We start from the raw sequence: 23,796 nt of genomic DNA, 5'->3' as shown, positions 1-23,796 counted from the left end.
TCTCCTTCGCGCACCCGGCGGCCCTTGTCCCTGGCGTCACCGGCCGGCCTGCCCCCGCTGCCGGTGCTGCCCGCGCGGCTCGGCGCGCCGCGGGCCGGCTGGACCAGGCACGCCGACGTGGTGGTGATCGGCTCGGGTGTGGCGGGCCTGTCCGCGGTGCTGAGGGTGCGCGCGGCGCTGCCGGCCAGCCGGGTGCTGCTGGTCACCAAGGCCCTGCTGGACATGGGCTCCACCCGCTGGGCGCAGGGCGGGATCGCCGCCGCCCTCGCCGCCGAGGACTCGCCCGACGACCACCTGCGCGACACGCTGGTCGCGGGCGTCGGCCTGTGCGACCCGGCGGCGGTGCGGGTGCTGGTCGACGAGGGCCCGGCCAGGGTCCGCGAGCTGGCCGCGCTCGGCGCCCAGTTCGACCGCACGTCCACCGGCGAGCTCTCGCTCACGCGGGAGGGTGGCCACCTGCGCGACCGGATCGTGCACGCGGGCGGTGACGCCACCGGGCTGGAGGTGGAGCGCGCGCTGATCGCGGCGCTGCGCGCCGACGAGGCCGTCGAGGTCATCGAGCACGCCCTCGTCCTCGACCTGCTCACCGACGCGGACGGCCGGGCCGCCGGCGCGACCCTGCACGTCCTGGGCGAGGGTAGCCGCGACGGGGTCGGAGCCGTCATCGCGCACGCGGTGATCCTCGCGACCGGCGGCATGGGCCAGATCTTCGCGTCGACGACGAACCCGCCGGTCTCCACCGGCGACGGGGTGGCGCTCGCGCTGCGCGCGGGCGCGGTGGTCACCGACCTGGAGTTCGTCCAGTTCCACCCCACGGCGTTCTGGGCTCCCGGCACGGGGCCGCACGCCGTCGGCCAGCGGCCGCTGGTGAGCGAGGCGATGCGCGGCGAGGGCGCCGTCCTCGTGGACGCGGCCGGCGAGCGGGTGATGCCCGGCGTGCACCCGCTGGCCGACCTCGCGCCGCGGGACGTGGTCGCGAAGCAGATGTCGCGGGTGATGGCCGCCCAGGGCGTCGACCACCTCTACCTGGACGCCCGGCATCTCGGCGAGGAGACGATCCTGCGCCGGTTCCCGACCATCACCGCCCAGTGCCGCGCCCAGGGTGTGGACCCGGTCACCCAGCCGATCCCGGTGGCGCCGGCGGCCCACTACGCCAGTGGCGGGGTGCGCACCGACACCTGGGGCCGCACCAGCGTGCCCGGCCTCTACGCCTGCGGCGAGGTGGCCTGCACGGGCGTGCACGGCGCGAACCGGCTGGCGTCGAACAGCCTGCTCGAGGGCCTGGTCTTCGCGGCGCGGATAGCCGACGACCTGGCCGGCGGGCTGCCCTCCCCGGGCGAGCCGGCGCTGGCGGTGGTCGAGCGCGGCTCCGCCGGGCTCGCGGACCCCGCCGAGCGGGGCGACCTCGCCCGGGTGATGACCGACGGCGCCGGGGTGCTGCGTTCCGCGCCGAGCCTGCTGGCCGCCACGAAGGCGCTCGCCGCCATCGGCGACGTGCGGGTGACCGGCTCGACCGTCACCGCGGGCCCGGACGCGTGGGAGATGAGCAACCTGCGGACCGTGGCGACGGCGCTGGTCGCCGCGGCGACGGCACGCACGGAGACCCGCGGTTCGCACTGGCGCGAGGACTTCGCCGACGCGGACGACGACTGGCGCGGGCATCTGCTGGTCCGGCTGGACCCGGACGGGGCGCTCGGCGTCGCGTTCGAGCCGGCTGCGGCCGGCGCTGGCAACCTCGCCGGAGAGGCGAGCCCCGCCGACGGAGCCGAAGGAGAGGTGGCACCGTGAGCCCCAGCACGGCCGCGACCCACGCCCCCACCACCCCCAGCGCGGCGCTCCGGCTCGCCCTCGGGCTGTCGGGCGCGTCCGCGTCGGCCCTGACCGCCGCGGGCCTCGAGCCCGCGGCCGTCGCCGACGTGCTGTCCCGGGCGCTCGCCGAGGACCTGCCGGCCGCGAGCGGGCTGGGCGTGGACGTCACGTCGGCCGCCACCGTGCCCGCGGACCTGGTGGCCACCGGCCGAATCGTCTCTCGCGCGCGTGGCGTGGTGGCGGGACTCCCCGTGGCCGCGGCCGTGTTCGAGGCCGTCGTCGGTGAGGGCGTCGAGGTCACGCTGACCGCGGCGGACGGCGACCGGGTCGAGCCCGGGGGCGAGGTGCTGCGGGTGCGCGGTCCGGTGCGCGGCCTGCTCACGGCCGAACGCACCGCGCTGAACCTGCTGTGCCACCTGTCCGGGGTGGCGACGGCGACGAGGACCTGGGTCGACGCGGTCGCGGGGACGGGGGCCGCCGTGCGGGACACCCGCAAGACCCTGCCGGGGCTGCGCGCGCTGGAGAAGTACGCGGTGCGGGCCGGCGGCGGTGTGAACCACCGGATGTCGCTGGTGGACGCGGCGCTGGTCAAGGACAACCACGTGGTCGCCGCCGGCGGGGTGCCGGCCGCGTTCGCCGCCGTGCGCCGCGCCTTCCCGGATCTGCCGGTCGAGGTCGAGTGCGACACCGTCGAGCAGGTCGCCGAGGCGGTCGAGGCTGGCGCGGACCTGATCCTGTGCGACAACATGAGCACCAACGAGCTGCGGGCGGCGGTGGCGCTGGCCAGGCCGGCCGGTGTCCGGCTGGAGGCCAGCGGCGGCCTTACTCTCGCGGTCGCCGCCGAGGTGGCGGCCACCGGCGTCGACTATCTCGCCGTCGGTGCCCTCACCCACTCGGTCACCGCGCTCGACCTGGGCCTGGACCTCACCCTCGACACCGGCGACGAGTAGGAAACAGTCCCACCCATGCTGCTGACGATCGACATCGGCAACACCAACACCGTCCTCGGCGTGTTCGACGGTGAGACGTTGGCCGACTCGTGGCGGGTGCGCACCCAGCCGAACGCGACGGCGGACGAGCTGACCCTGATCTACCGCGGGCTGCTCGGCGACTTCGAGATCGACGGCGTGTCGGTGTGTTCGACGGTGCCGGCGGCGCTGCGGGAGATCCGCCGGATGACGGCGCGGATCTTCCGGCACGTGCCGGTGGTGGTGGTCGAACCCGGGACCCGTACGGGAGTGCCGATCCTCATCGACAACCCCAAGGAGGCGGGCGCCGACCGGATCATGAACACGCTGGCCGCGCACCACCTGTACGGCGGGCCGACGATCGTGGTCGACTTCGGCACGTCGACCAACATCGACGTGGTGTCCGCGCGCGGGGAGTTCCTCGGCGGCGCGCTTGCCCCGGGCATCGAGATCGCGCTGGACGCGCTCGCCTCCCGGGCCGCCCAGCTGCGCAAGGTCGAGCTGGTGCCGCCCCGCTCGGTGATCGGCAAGGGGACGGTCGAGGCCCTGCAGTCCGGCATGATCTACGGAGCGGCCGGGCAGGTGGACGGCCTGGTGCGGCGCATCCGCGCCGAGCTGGGCACGGAGGCGACCGCCATCGCGACCGGTGGCCTCGCTCCGCTCGTCATCAAGGAGAGCGAGACCCTCCAGGTACACGAACCACACCTCACGCTGATCGGCCTCCGGCTGGTGTTCACCAAGAACATCTGATGCCGCTCCGAAACACGTCGGAAATCCATATCGCACCTTTTCCGACATAGCTCGCCAGTCCGAGGCCGGCAGGTCGCCTAACCAGTTCGGTCACGGCCGGGCGGGCGGCCGGCGGAACGCGGTGGCGGCCGGTCGGAGGCACCCCGACCCGACCTGGTCTCGGCAAACACCCTGGTCGGGGCGTCGCCTTCCCGACATATGACGATGGTCACGATTCCATCGAATTAACATCGTTGACATTTATGGCCATCCGAGTCACACTGCGCGATCGAATCCGCATGGAGCGTGCGTAACACCACTACGGCACACCCACAAGCGTTCAGATGGACCACTTCAAGACCAAGGGACCCACGTAGAGCAGCCCGCCCGGTGCCGTGGATTACTCGCAAGAAGACCAAAGACACTATGACGTGCCGTTAGACTTCGGGCCGACCCGTTGTATCGGCCGCAGGCAGGCCAAGAGCTGTCCGATCGCTCTCCGATCGTCCAGCCGAAGGCCCACACCCGGGGCGACCGGGGGTGGCCACGCTCGACGGCTGACGCCGTCGGCCGGACGGGCCGAAACGTCGGGGGACGTAGGGGCGGGGGCCACCGGTGACGGAGACGATCGACGGTATAGGCACACATGTTCGGACAGAGCCCCCGGGCGCGGAGCAACCGCGCGTACCGCGCGGGGACACAGCTCGCCCGAGGACAACGGCCCCGGCCACCGCGAGTCTGCGCACAGAAACCCCGGACACGGAGCATCCTGACCCGGGTGGCCCTGACACGGAGCACGTCCACACGGAGCACGCCGCCCCCAGGGCGGACGAACCGCGTCAGGACGGCTCTGGCCCGTCACCCGGCGGGTCCGGCACCCTGCACGCCAGCGGCGCGGACCACCGCGCGGCCGTGGAGCCCGCCGCGTCGAACGCCGTCGCGTCGATCGCCGTCGCAGCGGTCAACGCCGCCGACCGGAGTCCCGCGGAGCCCAGCGCCATGGACGAGAACGCCGTAGACAACGACATCACCGAGGCCACCGGCACCGACCCGGAGACGACGGTTCGGGTCCCGAGGCAGCGGATCTCGCCGCGCCCGGCCGGTCCACGCGTCACTGGTTCCCGCGGCGCGCGCTCCGCCGGCCCGCCCGCGAGCGGGCCGGCGACACCCAGCCTCGCCATGCCCAACCCGGTCATGCCCAGCCCGGTCACACCCGGCGCCGCCGCGGCCAGCCCCGCCGAGGCCGACGCGGACGTCACCCAGCGCATCGTCACCGGAGGCCTCTTCGTCAGGGGCGGCGTCGGCGGCGTCGGGAACGCCGCTCCCGAGAACGCCGTCGCCGGGAACGACGTCACCGACAAGGTCCTGGCGCCCGGCGGGGCCGGGACGGACCACGCCGCGGCGGACTCCTCGGCGGAAGGCGTCGAGAGCACCCCGTTCGGCGCGGTCACCGGGCCGACGCTGCTCCCGCTGCCACCCGGCGGCCTCGAGAGCCTCGGACTCACCGCGGCGCCAGCACCGGCGGCGGCACCGGCGGCAGCACCGGGCGTCTCCGTCCCCTCTCCCAGGGAGACGGCGCCTGCGGAGACGCCGGCCGACGACGCGCAGGGCGGGCTGGAGAAGCCCGTCGGGCGCCAGCCATACCGCGCCAAGATCGCGTGGGAGGGCAAGTACACCCGGCTGGTGATCGGCGCGGACCTGGCGGCGGGGGCGTTCGCGGCGGCGCTCGCCTATGTCCTGCGGTTCGGCGGCATCGTCGACTTCGACCTGATGCCGCCGTCGCCGATGCCGTACCTGATCATCAGCGTGGTGTTCCCGATCGCGTGGCTCGCCGCGATGTCGTTGAACCGGGCCTACGAGGACCGCTTCCTCGGTGGCGGGTCCGAGGAGTTCCGCCGGGTCGTCAACGCCGCCGTGCGGTTGATCGCGCTGGTGGCGGTCGGCTCGTACGCGACCAAGGCCGAGGTCGCCCGGGCCTACCTGCTGATCGTCTTCCCGGTGGCCACGGTCCTCACGCTCGCGGGCCGGGCCACCGCTCGCTCGCTGCTGCACCGGATGCGCCGGGCGGGCCGCTGCCAGCACCGGGTGCTCGTCGTCGGCGCCGGGGAGTCCGCGGCGTCGCTGGTGCGGCTGGCTCGCCGCGACCCGAGCGCCGGCTGGTCGGTCGTCGGCATCTGCCTGGACCGAGCGCCCGGCCGCCACAGCCACGACCGGATGGAGCGAGCGGGCTTCGACCTGTTCGGTATCCCGATCGTCGGGACGTCGGACGCGCTGGAGGACGCGATCCGGGTCACCGACGCGACCATGGTCGCGATCAGCCCGCAGATCGACGGCGAGCGGCTGCGCCGGGCGCTGTGGGCACTGGAGGGCTCCAACGTCGACGTGCTGGTGTCCTCCGCGGTGACCGACGTGACGGGCCCCCGGATCCACCTGCGTCCGGTCGCGGGTCTGCCACTTCTTCATATCGAGGAGCCCGAGCTCACCGGTGCCCGCCGGCTGATGAAGGCGCTGCTCGACCGCGGGGTGGCGTTCGTGTCGCTGACGCTGCTCTCGCCGCTCCTGCTCGGGCTCGCCCTGGCCGTCCGGCTCACCAGCAGGGGCCCGGCGGTCTTCAAGCAGACCCGGGTCGGCCGGCTCGGCCAGCAGTTCACGATGTTCAAGTTCCGCTCGATGTTCGTCGACGCGGAGGCGCGGCTCGCCGAGGTCCTCACCCTCAACGACCGCGAGGACGACTACATGTACAAGTCCAAGGACGACCCGCGGATCACCTGGATCGGCAGGTTCCTGCGCAAGTGGTCCCTCGACGAGCTGCCGCAGTTGCTCAACGTCCTGAACGGCAGCATGTCGCTGGTCGGCCCGCGCCCGCCGCTGCCGCGGGAGGTCGCGAAGTACGAGCGCGACGTGCACCGCCGGCTGATGGTCAAGCCGGGCCTGACCGGCCTGTGGCAGGTGAGCGGCCGCAGCGACCTGCCGACGGACGAGGCGGTCCGGCTCGACCTGCGCTACGTCGAGAACTGGTCGCTCGCCATGGACCTCATGATCCTCTGGCGCACCGTCTTCGCCGTCCTCAAGCGCGAGGGCGCCTACTGACCCTCCCCCACCGATCCGCGGGGTTTGGCCTGGTCAGGGCCCAGGCCGGCCGATTGGTGGGGCCCTGGGCCACCCGTCAGATGTGGTCCTGCCCACTGCCCGGGAGGTCGTCCGGCTCCGGGCCGGCGGGACGGGACTGGCCCGGTGTCCGCCCGCGCCTCGGCGCGGCTCCCGGTCTTTCGGCGGGGATGCCTGGCACATATGCCCACGGCGGGAAGCCGCCGGCCCCGCTCGCTCGCCCGCTCGCCCAGCGGCGGCCGGGCGCGGGCCGACGCCCAATGTCCGGAAGTGGACCATTTGTCCGCCGCCCGCCGAAATCCGAGAAGGATGCCTCAACGCCGGGGATGGGTCAGACGTTGGTATTTTCAACGCGAGTCACGTCGGCCGCCCACGGACTGCCCGGCGAGGTGCGCGTGGGCTGCTGCCCGCAGGCTGGTTCGGCGGAGGGGTGCGCATGGGTGCGAAGCGGGTCATCCCACGCGCCGACCCGCGGTCGGTCGCCGCTGGCTGGCGGGCAGGCGTAGACGGCCCAGGAAGGACGCGCCGGTGACCGCGACGACGACCCGCGGACAGGCCGGGAACGCCAACCCCGGCGACGGGAATGGCAACGGCGACGGCGAGGCGACGCTGCGCGTCTCGATGCGCAACTTCCGGGCGCGCCTGGCGGGCCGGCCGCCGGAGCGACGGAACCATCCGAACGCCACCACCCGCAGCGCCGCCGAGCTCGCGATCCTGTCGAACACCCCGTACGAAGGGGTGCGCGAGCCGTACCGAGCGCAGCTGAGGTGGGAGCGCGACTACGCGCGGGCGGCGATGTTCGCCGACCTCGCCGCCTGCCTGGCCGGGACCGGCCTCGCCTACCTGATCCGCTTCGGCGGGATCTTCACGTTCAGCCAGGCGCCGTCGTCGTCGCGGCCCTACCTGTTCTTCACCCTTGGCCTGCCGCTCATCTGGATCGCCGCGGTAGCGCTCAACCGGGGCTACGAGTACCGGTTCCTCGGCGGCGGGTCGGAGGAGTTCCGCCGCGTCCTGAACGCGGCCATCCGGCTGACCGCCCTGGTCGCGGTCGCCTCGTACGCGACCAAGGCGGAGTTCGCCCGCTCGTACCTGTTGGTGGCCTTCCCGACGGCCACGCTGCTGACGCTCGTCGGCCGAGCGGTGGCCCGCGCGCGGCTGCACCGGATGCGCCGGGCCGGTCAGTGCCAGCATCGGGTGCTGGTGGTGGGCGCCGGCGAGTCGGCCGCCTCGCTGGTTCGGATCGCCCGGCGCGACTCCACCGCTGGCTGGAACGTCGTCGGCGTGTGTCTCGACCGGGCGCCCGGCCTGCACAGCTCCGAACGGCCGGACCGCGCCGGCTTCGACCTGGCCGGCGTGCCGATCGTGGGGACGTCCGAGGCGCTGGAGGAGGCGATCCGGCGCACCCGGGCGACCGCCGTCGCGATCAGCCCGCAGATCGACGGCGAGCGGCTGCGTCGGGCGCTGTGGGCACTGGAGGGCTCCGACGTCGACGTCATGGTGTCGTCCGCGATCACGGACGTCACCGGGCCCCGCATCCACCTGCGTCCGGTCGCCGGGCTGCCGCTGCTGCACATCGAGGAGCCCGAGCTCTCCGGCGCTCGCCGGCTGATGAAGGGCATGCTCGACCGGAGCCTCGCGCTGGCCGGCATGCTGGCCCTGCTGCCGCTCTTCGTGGCGTTGGTGCTGGCGATCCGGCTGACCAGCAAGGGCCCGGCGTTCTTCCGGCAGACCCGGGTCGGCCAGGGCGGCAAAGAGTTCACGATGTTCAAGTTCCGCTCGATGGTGGTGAACGCCGAGGCGCTCAAGGCGAAGCTCGAGGCCCGCAACGAGGGCAAGGGCGTGCTGTTCAAGATGGAGAAGGACCCGCGGATCACCCGGGTCGGCGGCTTCCTGCGCAAGTGGTCCCTCGACGAGCTGCCGCAGCTGCTCAACGTCCTGAACGGCACCATGTCGCTGGTCGGCCCGCGCCCGCCGCTGCCGAGCGAGGTCGCCCAGTACGAGCGCGACGTGCACCGCCGGCTGATGGTCAAGCCGGGCCTGACCGGCCTGTGGCAGATCAGTGGCCGCAGCGACCTCGACTGGGAGGAAGCGGTCCGGCTCGACCTGCGCTACGTCGAGAACTGGTCGCTCGCCATGGACCTGATCATCCTCTGGCGCACCGTCTTCGCCGTCCTCAAGCGCGAAGGCGCCTACTAGCCACCGCCGGCCCAGCCACCGCCGACGGTGGCGGTGGCTGTAGCCGTGGCGTCCAGGAGCCCGGACGCCGCCGACTCGGTAGCCCGACTCGGCCGCTAGTTCATCCGGTTTCCATCCTCCGTGCGTTTAGGGGTCGTTTCCGGCAAAGGAGGTCCGGTACATTCGCCGGGTTGACGCGGCACCACGGGCCCGCCGGCGGCGGCCGGGACGGCTCGGTGGGTGCGGCTGGCCGTCGAGGCCAGCCGTCGAGCGCCTGGGTTCCGCGGCCGGGGGGACGACCGGGACGGGGAGAAAGTGGCGAACCGGACAGGCGTGGCGACGAGCGACGGGCAGACGGACGCGGTGGTCGCGCCATGATCGCGCCATCGCCGCCTTCCGCGCCGCCGAGTTCCGCGCCGTCCGCGTCGGCGACTCCGGGGGCGTCGACTCCCGCGGTGCCCGCGCGGCCCACGCAACGCCATCGTCACCGCAAGCCAAAGCGGTCGGCCGGACGGCGGCGCGGCCGCGCCCTCAGCCTCACCCGCGTCGTCGCGGTGCCCGCGGTCGGACTGCTGCTCATGCTCGGTGGGGGGCCCGCCAGCCCCCGTGATGACGAGGCCGCGGCCAGCTCACCCAGCACCCAGCCCGTACGCGGCGACACCTACCCCATGCCGCCGCTGACGCCGGACGGCGAGATCAGTGACGACGGCGGCGACGGGGCGGTCCTCGTCACCGAGAGCCCCGGCCCCGGGGACGAGGTCGGCACGGACACGCTGGCGGCGGCCGCCGCCGGCGACGGCGACGGCGACGGCGCGCTGGTCCGCCTCGCCGGCGCCAACACGCAGATCCCTGACAGGATCCTCGCCGCCTACCAGCGAGCCGTCACCATGATGGCCAGCGAGCTGCCCGGCTGCCATCTGCGCTGGCAGCTGCTCGCCAGCATCGGCCGGGTCGAGTCGAACAACGCGACCGGACGCTCCATCACCGCCGACGGCACCGTCACACCGACGATCGTCGGCGTCGCGCTGGACGGGAAGGGCGGCCGCGCGCTGCTGCGCGACACCGACGACGGCGCGCTCGACAACGACAAGGTCTACGACCGCGCCGTCGGCCCGATGCAGTTCATCCCGAGCACGTGGAAGACCTCCGGCCGCGACGCCAGCTCCGACGGCCGCAAGGACCCGAGCAACATCAATGACGCGGCCCTCGCCGCCGGCGGCTACCTGTGCGCACATGGCCGGGATCTCACCAATCCGGCGCAGCTGCGGGCGGCCATCTTCTCCTACAACCCGTCCGACGCCTACGTGCGCGCGGTGCTGGCGTGGATGACCGGCTACGACGGCACCAGCCCGACCACGGTGCCGATCCCGGTCGTCGCCCTCACGCCGGCGGCCGGCTCCAGCGGTGCGCCGTCCCCGGCCGTGGCCCCGGTCCCGGTCGTGACCCTTGCCGCCGGCGCGGCCGTCCCGAGCGCGAGCGCGAGCCCGACCAGCGCCGCCTGCGCCACCATCGCCGTGACCGCCGGCAGCCTGGCCGCCACTGTCAGCCCGACCGCGAGCGGTTCCACCCTGGAGGTCACCGGCACTTACACCGCCGCGAGCGCGACCGCCACCGGCAACGTCTCGATCCATGCCGAGGCCCGCGCGTCCAGCGCCGGCGCCCTGCTCGCGCAGGCGGACACCAACGTGCCGGCCCGGCCCGCCACGGGCTCCGTACCGCTGGCACGCCTGGGCCTCGCGCCGATCACCGGCGGCTCGGTCACGGTCACCCTCACCACGACCCCGGCCGGCTGTACCGTGCGGACGCTGACCACGGTGGTGGTCACCGGCATCCCCGCCACCACCCCGGCCCCGACGTCGGCGGCTCTCAGCGCGCCGCCCAGTTCGTCACCGAGCCCGCCGCCCAGCTCATCGCCGAGTTCGTCACCGACGCCCAGCGCGACGCCCACGGCCGCGCCGACCACCGCGCCGGCCGCGCCGAGCTCCAGTCCGGCCTCGGCGGCCGCCGCGCCCGCGCCGACGAGCGTCACCTCGAGCCCGACCACCTCCGCGCCGAGGGCCGCGGCGACCTCGACGTCTCCCGCGTGAGACCGCGCCGCGAGATCCCTGGTCGCCGGTGGGTCGACGCTCGGCGACCGTCGAACGATCGGCCACCGGCCCGACCGCGCCGTACCAGTACCCGCACCCATGTCCAAGGCCCGGGCGTCTCACGTGGCTAGGCTTGACGCGGAAGCTGGTCGGCATGCGCGGCCAGCTTGGACGCGCCATCGGGCCTGCGCCGGGCAGCATTGCTAAAAGCGCGGTACTCGACGCCGCGCAGGCTCCTCTGGACCGGAAGGGCGGTATGAAGGGCATCATCCTGGCCGGTGGCACCGGCTCACGCCTCTACCCGATCACTCAGGCTGTCTCGAAACAGCTGATGCCGGTCTACGACAAGCCGATGATCTACTATCCGCTGTCAACCCTGATGTCCGCGGGAATCCGCGAGATTCTGATCATCACCACCCCGGAGGACCAGGACCGCTTCCGCCAGCTCCTCGGCGACGGCAGCCGGTTGGGCTGCCGGTTCGAGTACGCCGTCCAGCCGGAACCGCGCGGGCTCGCGGACGCCTTCATCGTCGGCGCGGATTTCGTCGACGCCGACAAGGTCTGCCTGGTTCTGGGCGACAACATCTTCTACGGCGCCGGGCTGGGCAACACGCTGAAGCAGTACACCGACCCCGCCGGCGGCATCATCTTCGCGTACCACGTCTCCGACCCGGAGCGCTACGGCGTCGTCGAGTTCGACGGGGACCACCGCGCGGTCTCCATCGAGGAGAAGCCCACCCGGCCGAAGTCCAGCTACGCGGTGACCGGCCTCTACTTCTACGACAACGACGTGCTGGAGATCGCGCGCGAGACGAAGCCCAGCGCCCGGGGCGAGCTGGAGATCACCGCCGTCAACCAGGAGTACCTCGACCGAGGCCGGCTCGGCGTACACCTGCTCGACCGCGGTACCGCCTGGCTCGACACCGGCACCTTCGCCTCGCTCATGCAGGCGGCCCAGTTCGTGCAGGTCATCGAGGAACGGCAGGGACTGAAGATCGGCTGCGTCGAGGAGATCGCCTGGCGGGAGGGCTACCTCACGGACGACGAGCTCGCGGCGCTGGCCCATCCGCTCGCGAAGAGCGGCTACGGCGAGTACCTGCAGCGCCTGCTCGCGCGGTGAGCGACAGGCCGGCGGACAGCGACAGGCCAGCGGACGGCGACGGGCCGACCGAGGGCAGCGTGCCGGCGGAGGGCAGCGTGCCCGTAGGCGAAGAGTGGTCGTGGCTCCAGCGCCTGGTCCTGGCCTTCAGCACCCGGAACCGGGCCCGGAAGGCGGCCGTCATCACCCGCTTCATGGCGGACCACCGGCTGCGCACCGTGCTGCTGGTCGGGGCGGGAGACGCGGGCAATCCAAACAAGCTCGTGGTGGAACGCGAAGTTGCCGCGGCCGGCCGAATCATGGCGGCCTGCGACCTTTACCGTCCCACGTCCATCGACTGGCCCTACGTCCGGGGCGACGGTCGGCGCCTGCCGTTCCGAACCGGTTCCGTGGATATCGCCGTGTCCAATGCGGTGATCGAGCATGTCGGCGACGAGAACGACCAGCGGGATTTCGTACGTGAGCATGGCCGGGTGGCCCGCTCCTGGGTAATTACCACGCCAAACAGATGGTTTCCGGTCGAGCCGCACACATCGACCGTCCTGAGGCACTTCTCGCCCACCTGGCGGGAGTCTCGCGCCGAGTTCACCCGCCTCCTGTCGCTACGGGAGTTCCGACGCCTCGTTCCGCCGGATACCCTGGTGATCGGGCACGCCTGGTCGCCGACATTCATTGCGCTGTTCTCACCCGCGCGCGACGACCGGACGCCCGGCGGCGGTAGCCGAAACCGGGCGACGGCGTAGGCCGTAGCCGAGCTGGGCGCATGGCGGGACTCGAGCGCCGCCGACGCGGCCAGCGCCACCAGCGCGGTTGAGCAGCCGGAGTGCTGGCCCGTCGGAGAAGCGACACATTCCCCCATGGCCGCCGACCGCTATCCGCCAGCCAAGGGACGGTTGCTCAGTTACGCTCCGGAACCATGCAGCTCCGCTCGCCAGCGCCGACGCGGGCGCCTCGCCTCGTCAGCCTGGGCGTTGTCAGCCTGTTCGCGACGCTTGCCATCCTGCTTTCCGGATGCCAGCCGCGTACCCAGCTGGAACAGGTCGACAGTGACGTTTCCAGGGGGCAGACCAGCGTAAACGCGGTCGGCACCAACAAACCCCTCGCGGACAAACCTCTCACGATCGTCGCTCTCGGCGATTCCTACTCGTCCGGCGAGGGCAACGCCCCCTTCGACCTGGACGCCGCGAGCTGCGGCCGGGGCGCCAATGCCTGGCCTCGGCTGCTCGGCCAGGAGATCGCCGGCTCGACCGTCCGCCTGCTCGCCTGCTCGGGTGCGAAGACCACCGCGTTCACCACCTCGTTCCACGGCCAGCCACCGCAGGTCGAGGCGCTGCGCGCGCTGGTCGCCAGCGGTGTGAAGCCGGACATCGTGACGATCACGATTGGCGGCAACGACGCCGGCTTCGGGTCCACGATCGTCAGCTGTGTCGTCTGGCGCTGCTTCTGGACCGGTCACGACGACAACAAGCGCAAGTACGTCACCAAGCAGCTCCCCTCGCTGCTGAAGACGGCCTATTCCCAGGTGAAGGCCGCGGCGGGCGGCGCCCGGGTCGTCGTCGTCGGCTATCCGGACCTGTTCCCCAGCAGCACCGCCAATATCTGCAAGTGGCTGGACAACAACGAGCGCGTCCAGCTCGCCGGCCTGAACAACGATCTCAACCGGGTGATCCGCCGCGCCGCCAGCCAGTCCGACGTCGACTTCCTCTCCATCAACCGGGTGTTCGATGACCACAAGCTGTGCACGAAGGACCCCTGGGTTTACCCGGTCGGCCTGACCGGCGCCGGCCTGGAGGCGAGCGGCCACCCCAACGCCTCCGGCCAGCGCGCGATCGCCGACGCCGTCCACGCCTACATCTCCAAGAGCAAGTAGCCGAACCCGGCTGCCCTGTCGCCCGCCGTCGCCAATGCCCCAGGCTCAGAGGGACGAGACGTCCGCGCCGGCGGCGCTACGAGCCTCGGCGCGGTGGCGCTCGGCGCCGCCGCCCTTCACAAGGCCGTCGCCGAACAACGCAGCCAATGCCCCGCGCGGGCCGCGAGCGCGCGGTACCCAATCCGCGGATCCGGCCAACATATCAGCATGAGGCAATTGAATAGAGAATTCATGAAACAGCCGCCGTCCCGCCATAAATGAATATCAGTAGCGCTCTTCGCCGTTAGACTGCGCAGCACAGTCGGAAGATCCTGACCGGCCGCGTAATACGTGAACGGATTGAGGGGCGGCAAGAAATGGATCAGGGCGGAAAGCCGAAGATCAGTCGCATCAGTGTGATCGGCACGGGCTATCTCGGTGCCACTCACGCGGTGTGCATGAGTGAGCTCGGCTTCTCGGTGGTCGGGATCGATGTCGACGCGGCCAAGGTGGACAGTCTGAGAGCGGGTGTGGTCCCGTTCTTCGAGCCCGGCCTTGAGGAGCTGCTCCGCAAGAACATCGACACGGGCAGACTGACGTTCGCCACTTCCTTCGAGGCAGTGGCCGACGCCGATGTGCACTTCCTCTGCGTCGGCACGCCGCAACGGCCTGGCTCAAGGACGGCCGACCTCAGCCATCTCGACGCCGCCGTGGACCGGCTGCTGGCCGTCGGCCCGAAGACTGGCTCCCTCGTCGTCGGCAAGTCGACCGTGCCGACGGGCACCGCGGCCCGGCTACAGGTCCGGCTCGCCGCCGAGGCCCCCGGCGTCCACCTGGGCTGGAACCCCGAGTTCTTGCGCGAGGGCTTCGCCGTCGAAGACACTCTGCGACCCGACCGGCTCGTCTTCGGGGTGCCCGCCGAGGACACCCAGCTGGTCGAGGACCTGCTCCGTGTCGTCTACGCCTATCCGATCTCGGAGGGTGCTCCGGCCATCGTCTGTGACTTCGCCACGGCCGAGCTGGTCAAGGTCGCTGCGAACGCCTTCCTCGCCACCAAGATCTCGTTCATCAACGCGATGGCCGAGATATGCGAGGTCGTCGGGGCCGATGTCAAGCGGCTCGCGTCGGCGCTGTCGTACGACTCCCGGATCGGAGGTCGTTTTCTTGGGGCAGGGGTCGGATTCGGCGGCGGCTGTCTGCCCAAGGACATCCGTGCGTTCCAAGCCCGCGCCGAGGAGCTCGGGGTCGGCCGGGCAGTCGGCTTCCTCGGCGAGGTCGATGCCATCAATCTGCGCCGCAGGGCACGGGTCGCCGAACTCGCGACCGAGTTGTCCGGGGGCGACGTCCGGGGGCGGGCGGTCGCGGTACTCGGTGCGGCCTTCAAACCGAACAGCGACGACATCCGCGACTCACCCGCGCTCGACGTCGCGGAGCTCCTGCGTGGCGCCGGCGCACGAGTCACCGTCTGCGACCCGGCCGCAGTCCCCAACGCCATGCGTCGTCATCCGGAACTGCTGTACGCGCCGAACGCCCTCGAAGCCGTCCGCGACGCCGACATCGTGCTGCACCTGACCGAGTGGGCCGAGTTCCGCGAGGTCGACCCGGTCCTCCTGAGGTCATTGGTGCGCAACCCGATCCTCATCGACGGCCGCAACACGCTGGACGTCGAACGCTGGCGCGCCGCCGGTTGGAAATTTCATGCGCTTGGCCGTCCGAACGCCTGACCAGGCGTCGGCTACGGGCGTGTGCTCTGTACGGCCGGCTGGTAAAGACGGTCCTTACCGTACCAATCGCTTCCTCGCGTTCACGCGCGTCACTCGACCAGGCTCAGGCTAGCCATCTCCCAAGAAACGTCACGCAAACGCGAGCATCGGTTGAGGCGCCCTATACGCCCTTAGCCCGGCCAAGGATCTCTCGCACGGCCGCCAGCGTCTCCCGTGTCGAGTCGAACCGCCAGTCTGCGCGGCCCGCCGGCCTCGCATCATAGTCAAAATAGCAGATGGTGCGCATCCGAGGGAACGACCGGGTCTCGGCCATGTCAGCGATCCACTGGGCCTTGGTGCCGCGCTGCCACTGCAATGGCTCGTGGCAGCCCGTCTCGCCGATCCAGAACTGTTTGTCCGACAGCGAAGTAATCCTGCGGTAAGGGTCGGCAACGATCTCGTTGAAAGATTTCCACTCCTGCGGCTCGTTGAAGACGTCACAACCGACGATGTCAACCCAGTCCTCTCCAGGCCAGTAACGCTCCATCGCCACGCCACCTACGTCTCGCCCGGTCGGACACCAGAACCATCGAATGTTGGACGGACCGGGCATACGCCGCTCGCGGGCGACGATGTAGCGCCAGGCGGTGACGTATTGCTCAGGCGCCGACCTGCCACGCGGGTAGGCCGCGCACCAGGGGTACCAGTCGCCGTTGGGCTCGTGACCCCATCGACAGACGACCGGTCCGTCGAACGAGCGCATTCCGGTCAGCATCGCGTCAATGTGTCGATCGTGTCTGCCCGCCGGTATGTCCGCCAGAGCGAGGACCCCGGTCGCGATCTTCGGCATCCAGCAGACGACGAGCTCGCGGCCGGCCGCCGGGACGCGATCGGCGGGATACCGCGCCCACGAGGTGTCGAACGTGTAGTAAAGGCCGCCGACGACCGGAGCCCGGTATCCCAGCAGGTTCTCCCTGGACCGCAAGTTACTCGGAGGGTGGACGATACCGATCCTGACTGGGACTCCGCCCCACCCAGCTGTGCATCCCAGGGCGGCGAGCCCCGCGACGACAACGCTGCTGCCCAATACCGTCGTCGCAGCTCTGAGCACTTTTCGGCGGGTTTCGGTAACTGGTTCCGTCAGGCGGTCAACGTGGTGTTCTCGACCTTCTGCCGCCGAACACGTCGCTCCTGCCACGCCACCGACGCTATCGGTACCCAGACGAACGAGGCAAGCGACGCCATGAACAGAACGGGTGCGACCGAGACAGGATCGTGCCGGGTCATCCAGAAATGCACGGCACCGACGAACATGACGACGTTGGTCGTGCCGGTCCAGAGGATCAGAGCCACGGTGACCTTAGACGTCATGGTGGTCCGCTTCGTCTCACCGGTCGGCACCCACTCGGAGGTGCGGTTCCGTAGAGTGTCGAGGATTGCGGCTGCGTGGGAGTACGACGATATCGTGTAGACACGGATCGTAGCCGGCGTCCAGCCCGTCCGGTGCACTACCCGGATCAGCGGGTACATGAAGAACGTAGGCATCAGCCAGAAGAAATTGGACAGGTGCACCCGGTCTGGCAGAAACCACACCATGATGATCGTGGGCAGTGGAAGGGTGATGATCCCGACTGCCGTCGAGATGTAGTAGCCGAATCCGGTGAAGAAGCACATGCGCTGCCGATAGCTGAGCGGTGAGTCGTGGAAGGCCTGGTCTCGCAGCAAACTCATCGAGCCAGCGCACCAGCGATACTGCTGGGAGATGAAGCTCGCAAGCCGGTCGGGGCAGACACCCTTCGCGAGGATCACCGGCACGTAGATCGTCCGGTAGCCCACCTTGAGCAGGTTGACCCCAGTGTGCACGTCTTCGCTGTGGCCTATCTGGGCAAACCCGCCGGACTTCACTAGCGCGCTGCGCCGGTAAATCGCGCAGGTGCCGACGCAGATCGGTGCGCCAAGTCGGTCACGTGAGACCTGGGCCCAGCGGTAGAACGACTCCTGGACCGTGCCCGCGCAGCGCTGCAGCCACGGCATTGATCGGTGGGTGTCGAAAAACTGCGGCGACTGGACGATCCCGACATCCTCATACGCGTCGAAGTAGGGCGCGAGCTCCAGGATGAAGTCCGGCCGGGGACAGAAGTCCGCGTCGAAGATCACGATCAGATCGCCGTCGGAGTGCTCGAAGCCGAACTTCAGGTTTCCGGCCTTCTTCAGGCGTCCGCGGTCCGGCCTGCTGAGATACCGGAACCCGTAGTCCTCGGCGAGCTGGCGCACCTCGGCCCGGGCGCCGTCATCCAGCACATACACGGCAACCGCCCCCGGGTAATGGAGCCGCGCGACGTGTTCATACGTGTTCTGGATGACCCGGAGATCCTCGCCGACACATGGAAGGAAGATGTCTACCGACGGGTATCGCGTTGGGTTCCAGAGCTCGGTGATGGCCTCATGGTCGACGCGGGAGATCCTGCGTTTCGCGGTCGTACAGATGTGCGTGAGGACCATGTAGGCCGTGAAGATGCTGAACGGTATCCAGAACCACCAGGTCATGACCGTGGTGTTGGCGAACAGAAAGAGCGACGTTGCAGCTGAGAGTGTCGCGAGGCTGCGTAGCCAAATGTACCAGCGGTGCTGCCGACCGAAGTAGACGTACTTCTCGGCGTCAGTGGGCGCACGCGGCAGGTCGTCGGCCACCGGCCGTCCGGTTCTGTGCCGCCCGGCCGAACTGGGAACCGTGACATTTATGGTCACTGGGGGACCCCTAGGAATATCGGTTCGAGCATGGGTGCGAGCCATGTGGCATAGGTATCGGTGATGTGGCCCTGGTCGCGGTATACGGCCATGTTGTCGACCGCCGATGGACAGAGCTGTGGAGTACAGAAGAAGGGCAGCGAATCGATGAAACCGATACCAGCCCGCCGCATCGCGTCGGCGATGACGAAGTACCGGTCCGGAAAATGCCCGAACGCATCGGCGCGCGGGACCAGGCACCGCTGCGCCTCGTTCAGGTTCCGCTGGAGACAGGTGACCGGATCGGTGAGGAAGGTCGGCGTGTCGCCGATGTAAGCGATCGAGGCGGTCGATCCGGCCAACTCGACCAGGGCCGCGACTGACCTGCGCGCCCATTCCTCATCGGTGATGTTGTCCCAAGGCGCGATGTTGGATTGACTCGCGATGACGAGATCGGGCTGTAGGCGGGCCACCTCGGCCGCCGCCCACCGTCGAAACACGTCGCATTCACGGTACTCGCGCTTCAGGTCGTTCTGGAAGAACTGAACATTCGCGATCGGACAGGCACCCTTGGTAATCTCGACCAGCTTCCACCCCGTCCGCTTCGCCTCCTGGTCCAGCGCGGTCATCCACTGATGGGCGTGCGAGTCGCCGAGAACGACCGCAACCTTATCCGCGGAGGCATCACCCGCGATACACGGTCTGATCTCGGTCTGATTTAGATCCGCGAACCCGCAGGTGCGCCAGCCGGGCGGCGCGTCCTGGGGCGCCTCGGCGAGCGGCGGCGTCAGGTTCCGCGGTAGTTTTTCAATGGGAATGCTTCGCACCAGCGCCGCCTGGACCGCCGTGACGTCCGGAGCATTGAGGGCAAGCGCGGTGCGCGCGACGCCCGAGGTCGTGAGCGATGGCAACGTGAAGGTTCCAACGACTGAGCAAAGGGCGACGAAGGTCGAGAGCAGCGCACCGGCCCATATCCAGCCGAACGCCGTCCGACGAGCCCGCCGTGCGGCATCCTCAAGGAAATAGGTCAGGACCGCGAACCAGAACGCCAGGCAGACAATCTCGACCTGCTCCCAGACGCTGAGCGGATGACCCACCCACGCCGGTAGCAGGATCAGCATCGGCCAGTGCCAGAGATACCAGGCATAGGAGACCTTGCCGGCATACTGCATAGACGGCCGCTCCAGGAGAAAGGTCTCCGGAGTCCGGTCGTGCCGCAGCATCCCCGCCCCGATCAGCATCGCCGCGCCCGCAACCGGCACGACGGCCGCTACACCCGGGTAGACCGTGTGTTCGTCGTAAAGGACCGCCGCAGCGAGGACGGCACCGAGACCGACCCAGCCGAGGATCTGGCAGATGCCGGACGATAGGCGAGCCCACTGATCGGCCGTCAGCGCGACTAGTGCCCCAAAACCGAGTTCCCATGCTCTCGTCTGCAGCGAGAAGTATGCGAGTGGGGCCTGGCCGGCAGAGATCGCGACAGAATAGGCCAGCGTCGCGACCGTGATGGCAGCGATGGCTGAGATGACCAGCCGGTACCGCAGGCGGTGTCGGCCGAGCAGACAGCAGAGCAGGATCAGCACTGGCCAGACGGCATAGAACTGCTCCTCGACGGCGAGCGACCAGAAATGCTGAATGGCGGACGGTGGCTCGGAGGCGTTCTGGTACCGCACTCCCTCGTGCGCGAAGTGGTAGTTGACACCGTAAAACGCTGCGTACCGGACGTCTGTCATCAGGGATTTCATCTGCTGGTACGGCAGAACATAGTGTGCGACGACGACGGAGGCGGCGACGACCACCGCCGCAGGCGGCAAGAGGCGACGGAAACGAGCAGCGTAAAACCGGACCAGGCTGACTCGTCCGTTAGCCGCCGCCTCCGCGACGAGCTGCCTGGTGATTAGGAATCCGGAAATTACAAAGAACACGTCGACGCCGATGTAGCCGCCCGCTAGGAATGGCACTCCGGCGTGATAGAGGGCGACCGTCACGATGGCGATCGTGCGCAGCCCCTGGATGTCCGGCCGAAAACGTCTCGGTACCGGAAAGCCGGTCGACACCGCCCGGCTATCGCCGGGCTCGCCGGCACGCTGAGTAGGCAGGACGATGGTGTTTGACATGGTCGGGACTTCCGCAGGAGGGCGTCGGCGAACAGTACGGAGCAGCCCACCCGCCGGCGTCCGGAGGCTCCGGAACGGCGAGTCACGGCTAAGGCTCCGCAGGCCTGCCGACGCAGGGCGGACGGGGCTCAGAGTGGATTCGGCTGGGACCACCGGAGCGTTAGGACCCACACAGCATTCGAAGCCCTCGGGCCACAATAGGAGCAAAGCGCATGATAAATCCCCGTGAGCGACAGCGATTCGTTTAAACGAACGGGGCCGCCAATGGCCCATGCCCGGAGAGTACAACGCACCGGACAAGTGAACCGGGATCCCGCTGTAACGGTCTGGTGACACGTCCGCCACACATGCATACAAAAAAGCGCTAATCCACCGTCGGCGCCGATCGCCTGTATGATTCTGTTGAGCACGAGGAAAAGGAGAGATCGGCGGTACAAACACCCGACGAACCTGAGATGGTCGGTGGCGAGAGGCTGGAGGTGACGATCGCGTCGGCGCCACTCACCTGGCCGGGCCGCGTGGCCTACGGGCATGACATGCGCGGCGGCGGCGGCGACGTCCCCGAAGAACCCGGACTGACGGAATCCGTCGCCGGTGTCAGCGCCGAAGGAGCACGGCGAGGTCTTGGAGATCCTCGGCCGCACCAGGCTCTGTCGTCAGGACTCGGTCGCGAAGAGGAGGTCGGTTCTCAACGGTTCGACGAGTTGACGCCGCGATTGGTGCTCGTCTCGCTCCGGCGTCGATGCCCGGGCCGCCGCGCGATCGCCTCTCGCTCGTGCAGAGAAGCTGACCCCTGGTCACCGCCATGGGCGGCCTGGGCCCGCGGTGCCCGCCCGCTGACCCTGGTCAGGCGGTGTCGAACAGCCGCGGGGCGAACCATTCGGTGATCAGGGTGAGGGGTTCGCCCGTCACCATGCTGCGCATCAGGTAGGTACGGGCCGGAACCCGGGTGTCCGCCTGGACGGCCGGGCCGAGGTGGGCGGCGAAGTCGCCGGCCGGAAAGTGGCCCCACCGGCGGATCTCGCGTTTGACCTGGATGCCGGCGCGGACGAGCAGCTTGCCGATGGGCGCTCCGGTGGTCGCCAGCCGGTGGGCGACGTCCGGCGGCAGCCGGTCGAGCACCGCGAACAGGCTCGCGGTCGCGTAGATGACCCCGTCGTCGCCGCAGAGCAGCACCTCGCGGATGAGCAGGTCGTCGCCCGGTACTCCGCCCAGGTCTCGGTAGCCGACGGTCGAATAGGCGGCGAGTGTGTCCGCGCCCGGGCCGGTGTAGCCGTCGAAGATGTCGTACGCCCGCTCCGCCTGTGCGGGCAGTGCCAGCCGCCAGTGGCGGCGGACCCGAACCGTGATCTCGTGGCCGGTCAGGATTTCCAGTGACGTGGTCGTCAGCCCGTCGCCGCGAAGGACGAGCTGTTCGACCCGGCCGAGCCTGGGAGCCGCGCCCACCGGCGGTCGTGTTCCCGTCCCCGCTCTCATGTTCATCTGACCACGCTCAGGCAGCCGTCTCGGCCCGCAGGTCCCGAACCCGGCGCGCCTTCGTCTGCGTCCGGGGAAGCACCCCGTACTCGAGGATCTCCACGCTGGCCCGCAGCTCGGCCCGCGACCGAATCTCCCGGACCAGGGCCTCCCGTAGCGCGCCGTGGTCACCGGCCGGGAACCCCGCGGTCGCCTCGACCCGCACCATCAGCTCGTCCAGCCCGCGGGGCGCCGTCAGCACGATCTCGTACTCGACGCCGGCGTCCGGAACCCGGCGCACGGCGTCCTCGATCATCGAGGGGAACAGCGTCACGCCGCGCACGTTCAGCATGTCGTCCGCCCGGCCGAGAAATCCGCCCCGCGCGCGGGGAGTGTTCCGCCCGCATGGGCAGGGCTCCGCGCCTAGCCGCGTGTAGTCGCCGACGACGAAACGCAGCTGCGGGGACGCCTCGGACAGGAGGTTGGTCACCACCGAGACGCCGCGCTCGCCGGCGGGGACCGGTGCCATCGTGTCCGGGTCCACCACCTCCCAGAGGTGGGTGTCGCCCGGCAGGTGCAGGCTCACCTCCCCGGGCGCCGCGGAGACCTCGGCACAGCTGTGCGCACCGGCCGAGGGTGCGGCCTCGGTGCAGCCATAGAACTCGTGCAGCGTCGCCTGCCAGGTGCTCTCCAGCCTGGCCCGCAGGGCCGGCACGGCCATGCTCGGCTCACCGGCGCAGAACAGATGACGCACCGAGGTCTCAGCCGGGTCGAGCCCCATCTCCTTCATGACATCGGCCAGGTACAGGGCGTAGGACGGCGTGCAGGCGAGGATCGTCGGCCGGTACATGTCCAGGAAGCGGACCCGTGCCGTGGTGGCCAGACCGCCGGCGGTGACGATGGGAATCCCCATCAGGTTCAGTCCGTAGTGCACGCCCCACAGCCATACGTGCGGGCCATAGCCGAAGGCGAGCATGGCGCTGTCGCGGCCACGCCGGAAGCCCATCGCATACATCGCCCGGGCCGTGCTCCAGGCCCACGTCTCGCGGTCGAACCCGGTGTAGCGGAACGCGCGCGGCGCGCCGGTCGTGCCCGAGCTGGCGAAGATCTGCCATCCCTTGCTCAGCCAGGTCGGCTCGTCCACGGCCGTGTACGTACCCCACGGAGGGTGTTCGGCCAGGTCAGCCGCCATATCCTGCTTGGTCACGGGTGGGATCGCCGTCAGATCCTCGAGGCCTCGAATGTCGCCGGGCTCGAGGCCGATCGCGTCGAACCGGCGTCGGTAGAAGGGCACCGCCGCGTGAAGATAGCGCACCAGGGCGCGTAGCTTGACGGCCTGGATCTCCGTGATCTCGGCAGCGGACGCCGTTTCCAGCCGCCGGCTCCAGATACGGTCGTCATCCGGCGCCGACAGTGCCGACCTATAACGGTCGACGGTGCTGAGCCAGGACGCGCGGGCGACACCGGCGGAATCGCGATCGCGCTGTGCCGGCACGCCGTCTACGGAGTGGGTGGTCAACTACCCCCCTTGATGCTGACCCTCACCAGTGTTGACGCATGACGTTTTCGACGCAGGGCAAAAAAGCGGCAGTGCGCCAGTGCGGCCAATCTCACAGGCCCGCGCATGGCAATACGCCGCTCGCACGTCGGAAGCGTGCCTCGCGCCCCCCTTTGTCGAGTATCCCGGCTGGCTCGCGCGCTCGTCGCGGGACGACTCGCGAGAATCATGCGGTAGTGAGTCGCGCTGGTCAAGGCCGTCCCCGAGGTAATTCGGATCCGACACCGGTATCGGTATCGGTAGATGACGGCAACCGGCTTGCGGCCGTATGGTCATCGAAGTGGATGAGAGACACGGCACGGACACGCTTCGATGTCACGAGCGTTACGACACGATAAATCATTTCGACCATTCGGCGAACCGGCGGTAAAGAACCAGCAAACCTGTTGGGAGCAGCTGGTCGGTCGCTATC

At 70.0% G+C, this 23,796-nt stretch carries 15 protein-coding genes; 10 read left to right on the top strand and 5 right to left on the bottom strand.

What is annotated here, in order from left to right; all coding sequences use genetic code 11:
* The first annotated feature begins 57 nt into the window (after positions 1–57).
* The 10 genes from FRCN3DRAFT_RS0207240 to FRCN3DRAFT_RS0207195 all read left to right on the top strand — a co-directional run bounded on the left by FRCN3DRAFT_RS0207240 (position 58) and on the right by FRCN3DRAFT_RS0207195 (position 15,548).
* On the top strand, positions 58–1,788 hold the full coding sequence (locus FRCN3DRAFT_RS0207240; RefSeq protein WP_035926763.1) for an L-aspartate oxidase: 1,731 nt from the start codon (positions 58–60) through the stop codon (positions 1,786–1,788).
* Positions 1,785–2,759, top strand: a complete 975-nt coding sequence (gene nadC / locus FRCN3DRAFT_RS0207235) for a carboxylating nicotinate-nucleotide diphosphorylase (protein ID WP_007511073.1) — start codon at positions 1,785–1,787, stop codon at positions 2,757–2,759. The genes FRCN3DRAFT_RS0207240 and nadC overlap by 4 nt, the downstream gene beginning before the upstream one ends.
* Before the next feature lie 15 nt (positions 2,760–2,774).
* Positions 2,775–3,527, top strand: coding sequence for a type III pantothenate kinase (locus tag FRCN3DRAFT_RS0207230; RefSeq protein ID WP_007511075.1), 753 nt, complete (start codon positions 2,775–2,777; stop codon positions 3,525–3,527).
* A 1,449-nt stretch (positions 3,528–4,976) separates the two neighbouring features.
* Entirely contained in the window at positions 4,977–6,596 is a 1,620-nt protein-coding gene (locus FRCN3DRAFT_RS51120; RefSeq protein WP_425343335.1) for a sugar transferase, read from the top strand.
* Positions 6,597–7,142: 546 nt separating this feature from the next.
* Positions 7,143–8,810, top strand: a complete 1,668-nt coding sequence (locus FRCN3DRAFT_RS0207220; RefSeq protein WP_007511079.1) for a sugar transferase — start codon at positions 7,143–7,145, stop codon at positions 8,808–8,810.
* A 533-nt stretch (positions 8,811–9,343) separates the two neighbouring features.
* Positions 9,344–10,876 carry a lytic transglycosylase domain-containing protein gene (locus FRCN3DRAFT_RS49275; RefSeq protein ID WP_071041284.1) on the top strand — a complete coding sequence of 511 codons (1,533 nt, stop codon included), beginning with the start codon at positions 9,344–9,346 and terminating at the stop codon, positions 10,874–10,876.
* Between the two features lie 154 nt (positions 10,877–11,030).
* Positions 11,031–11,996, top strand: coding sequence for a glucose-1-phosphate thymidylyltransferase RfbA (rfbA, locus tag FRCN3DRAFT_RS0207210; protein ID WP_483414346.1), 966 nt, complete (start codon positions 11,031–11,033; stop codon positions 11,994–11,996).
* Between the two features lie 59 nt (positions 11,997–12,055).
* On the top strand, positions 12,056–12,718 hold the full coding sequence (locus FRCN3DRAFT_RS49270; protein ID WP_131803388.1) for a methyltransferase domain-containing protein: 663 nt from the start codon (positions 12,056–12,058) through the stop codon (positions 12,716–12,718).
* A 173-nt stretch (positions 12,719–12,891) separates the two neighbouring features.
* Positions 12,892–13,845 carry an SGNH/GDSL hydrolase family protein gene (locus FRCN3DRAFT_RS0207200; RefSeq protein ID WP_007511086.1) on the top strand — a complete coding sequence of 318 codons (954 nt, stop codon included), beginning with the start codon at positions 12,892–12,894 and terminating at the stop codon, positions 13,843–13,845.
* A 356-nt stretch (positions 13,846–14,201) separates the two neighbouring features.
* Entirely contained in the window at positions 14,202–15,548 is a 1,347-nt protein-coding gene (locus FRCN3DRAFT_RS0207195) for a UDP-glucose dehydrogenase family protein (protein ID WP_007511088.1), read from the top strand.
* Positions 15,549–15,708: 160 nt separating this feature from the next.
* Here the strand turns inward: FRCN3DRAFT_RS0207195 and FRCN3DRAFT_RS49265 are convergent, their stop codons facing one another.
* The 5 genes from FRCN3DRAFT_RS49265 to FRCN3DRAFT_RS0207170 form a co-directional block, all read right to left on the bottom strand.
* Complete coding sequence (locus FRCN3DRAFT_RS49265; protein WP_157845185.1) at positions 15,709–16,377, bottom strand: glycoside hydrolase family 26 protein; 669 nt, start codon at positions 16,375–16,377, stop codon at positions 15,709–15,711.
* 290 nt (positions 16,378–16,667) lie between these two features.
* Positions 16,668–18,218: a glycosyltransferase family 2 protein gene (locus FRCN3DRAFT_RS0207185; RefSeq protein WP_007511092.1), complete on the bottom strand. Its 1,551-nt coding sequence runs from the start codon at positions 18,216–18,218 to the stop codon at positions 16,668–16,670.
* Positions 18,219–18,271: 53 nt separating this feature from the next.
* Positions 18,272–20,371 carry an acyltransferase family protein gene (locus FRCN3DRAFT_RS43115; RefSeq protein WP_007511094.1) on the bottom strand — a complete coding sequence of 700 codons (2,100 nt, stop codon included), beginning with the start codon at positions 20,369–20,371 and terminating at the stop codon, positions 18,272–18,274.
* Between the two features lie 846 nt (positions 20,372–21,217).
* A complete protein-coding gene (locus tag FRCN3DRAFT_RS0207175; RefSeq protein ID WP_007511096.1) occupies positions 21,218–21,853 on the bottom strand; it encodes a chorismate--pyruvate lyase family protein in 636 nt (211 codons plus the stop codon).
* A gap of 10 nt (positions 21,854–21,863) precedes the next feature.
* Entirely contained in the window at positions 21,864–23,345 is a 1,482-nt protein-coding gene (locus FRCN3DRAFT_RS0207170; RefSeq protein ID WP_007511098.1) for a phenylacetate--CoA ligase family protein, read from the bottom strand.
* Positions 23,346–23,796 lie beyond the last annotated feature (451 nt).

The organism is Pseudofrankia saprophytica, assembly GCF_000235425.2.
GTDB lineage: Bacteria > Actinomycetota > Actinomycetes > Frankiales > Frankiaceae > Pseudofrankia > Pseudofrankia saprophytica.
The sequence above is the reverse complement of the archived record's forward strand: the minus strand, read 5'-3'. Positions and strand labels throughout refer to the sequence as shown.

Excerpts from the sequence above, each read along its gene's own strand:
- FRCN3DRAFT_RS0207195 (WP_007511088.1), top strand. The coding sequence starts at position 14,202 with ATGGATCAGGGCGGAAAGCCGAAGATCAGTCGCATCAGTGTGATCGGC.
- rfbA (WP_483414346.1), top strand. The coding sequence starts at position 11,031 with ATGCGCGGCCAGCTTGGACGCGCCATCGGGCCTGCGCCGGGCAGCATT.
- FRCN3DRAFT_RS49265 (WP_157845185.1), bottom strand. The coding sequence starts at position 16,377 with ATGCCGAAGATCGCGACCGGGGTCCTCGCTCTGGCGGACATACCGGCG.
- FRCN3DRAFT_RS0207200 (WP_007511086.1), top strand. The coding sequence starts at position 12,892 with ATGCAGCTCCGCTCGCCAGCGCCGACGCGGGCGCCTCGCCTCGTCAGC.
- FRCN3DRAFT_RS43115 (WP_007511094.1), bottom strand. The coding sequence starts at position 20,371 with ATGTCAAACACCATCGTCCTGCCTACTCAGCGTGCCGGCGAGCCCGGC.
- FRCN3DRAFT_RS0207175 (WP_007511096.1), bottom strand. The coding sequence starts at position 21,853 with ATGAACATGAGAGCGGGGACGGGAACACGACCGCCGGTGGGCGCGGCT.
- FRCN3DRAFT_RS0207230 (WP_007511075.1), top strand. The coding sequence starts at position 2,775 with ATGCTGCTGACGATCGACATCGGCAACACCAACACCGTCCTCGGCGTG.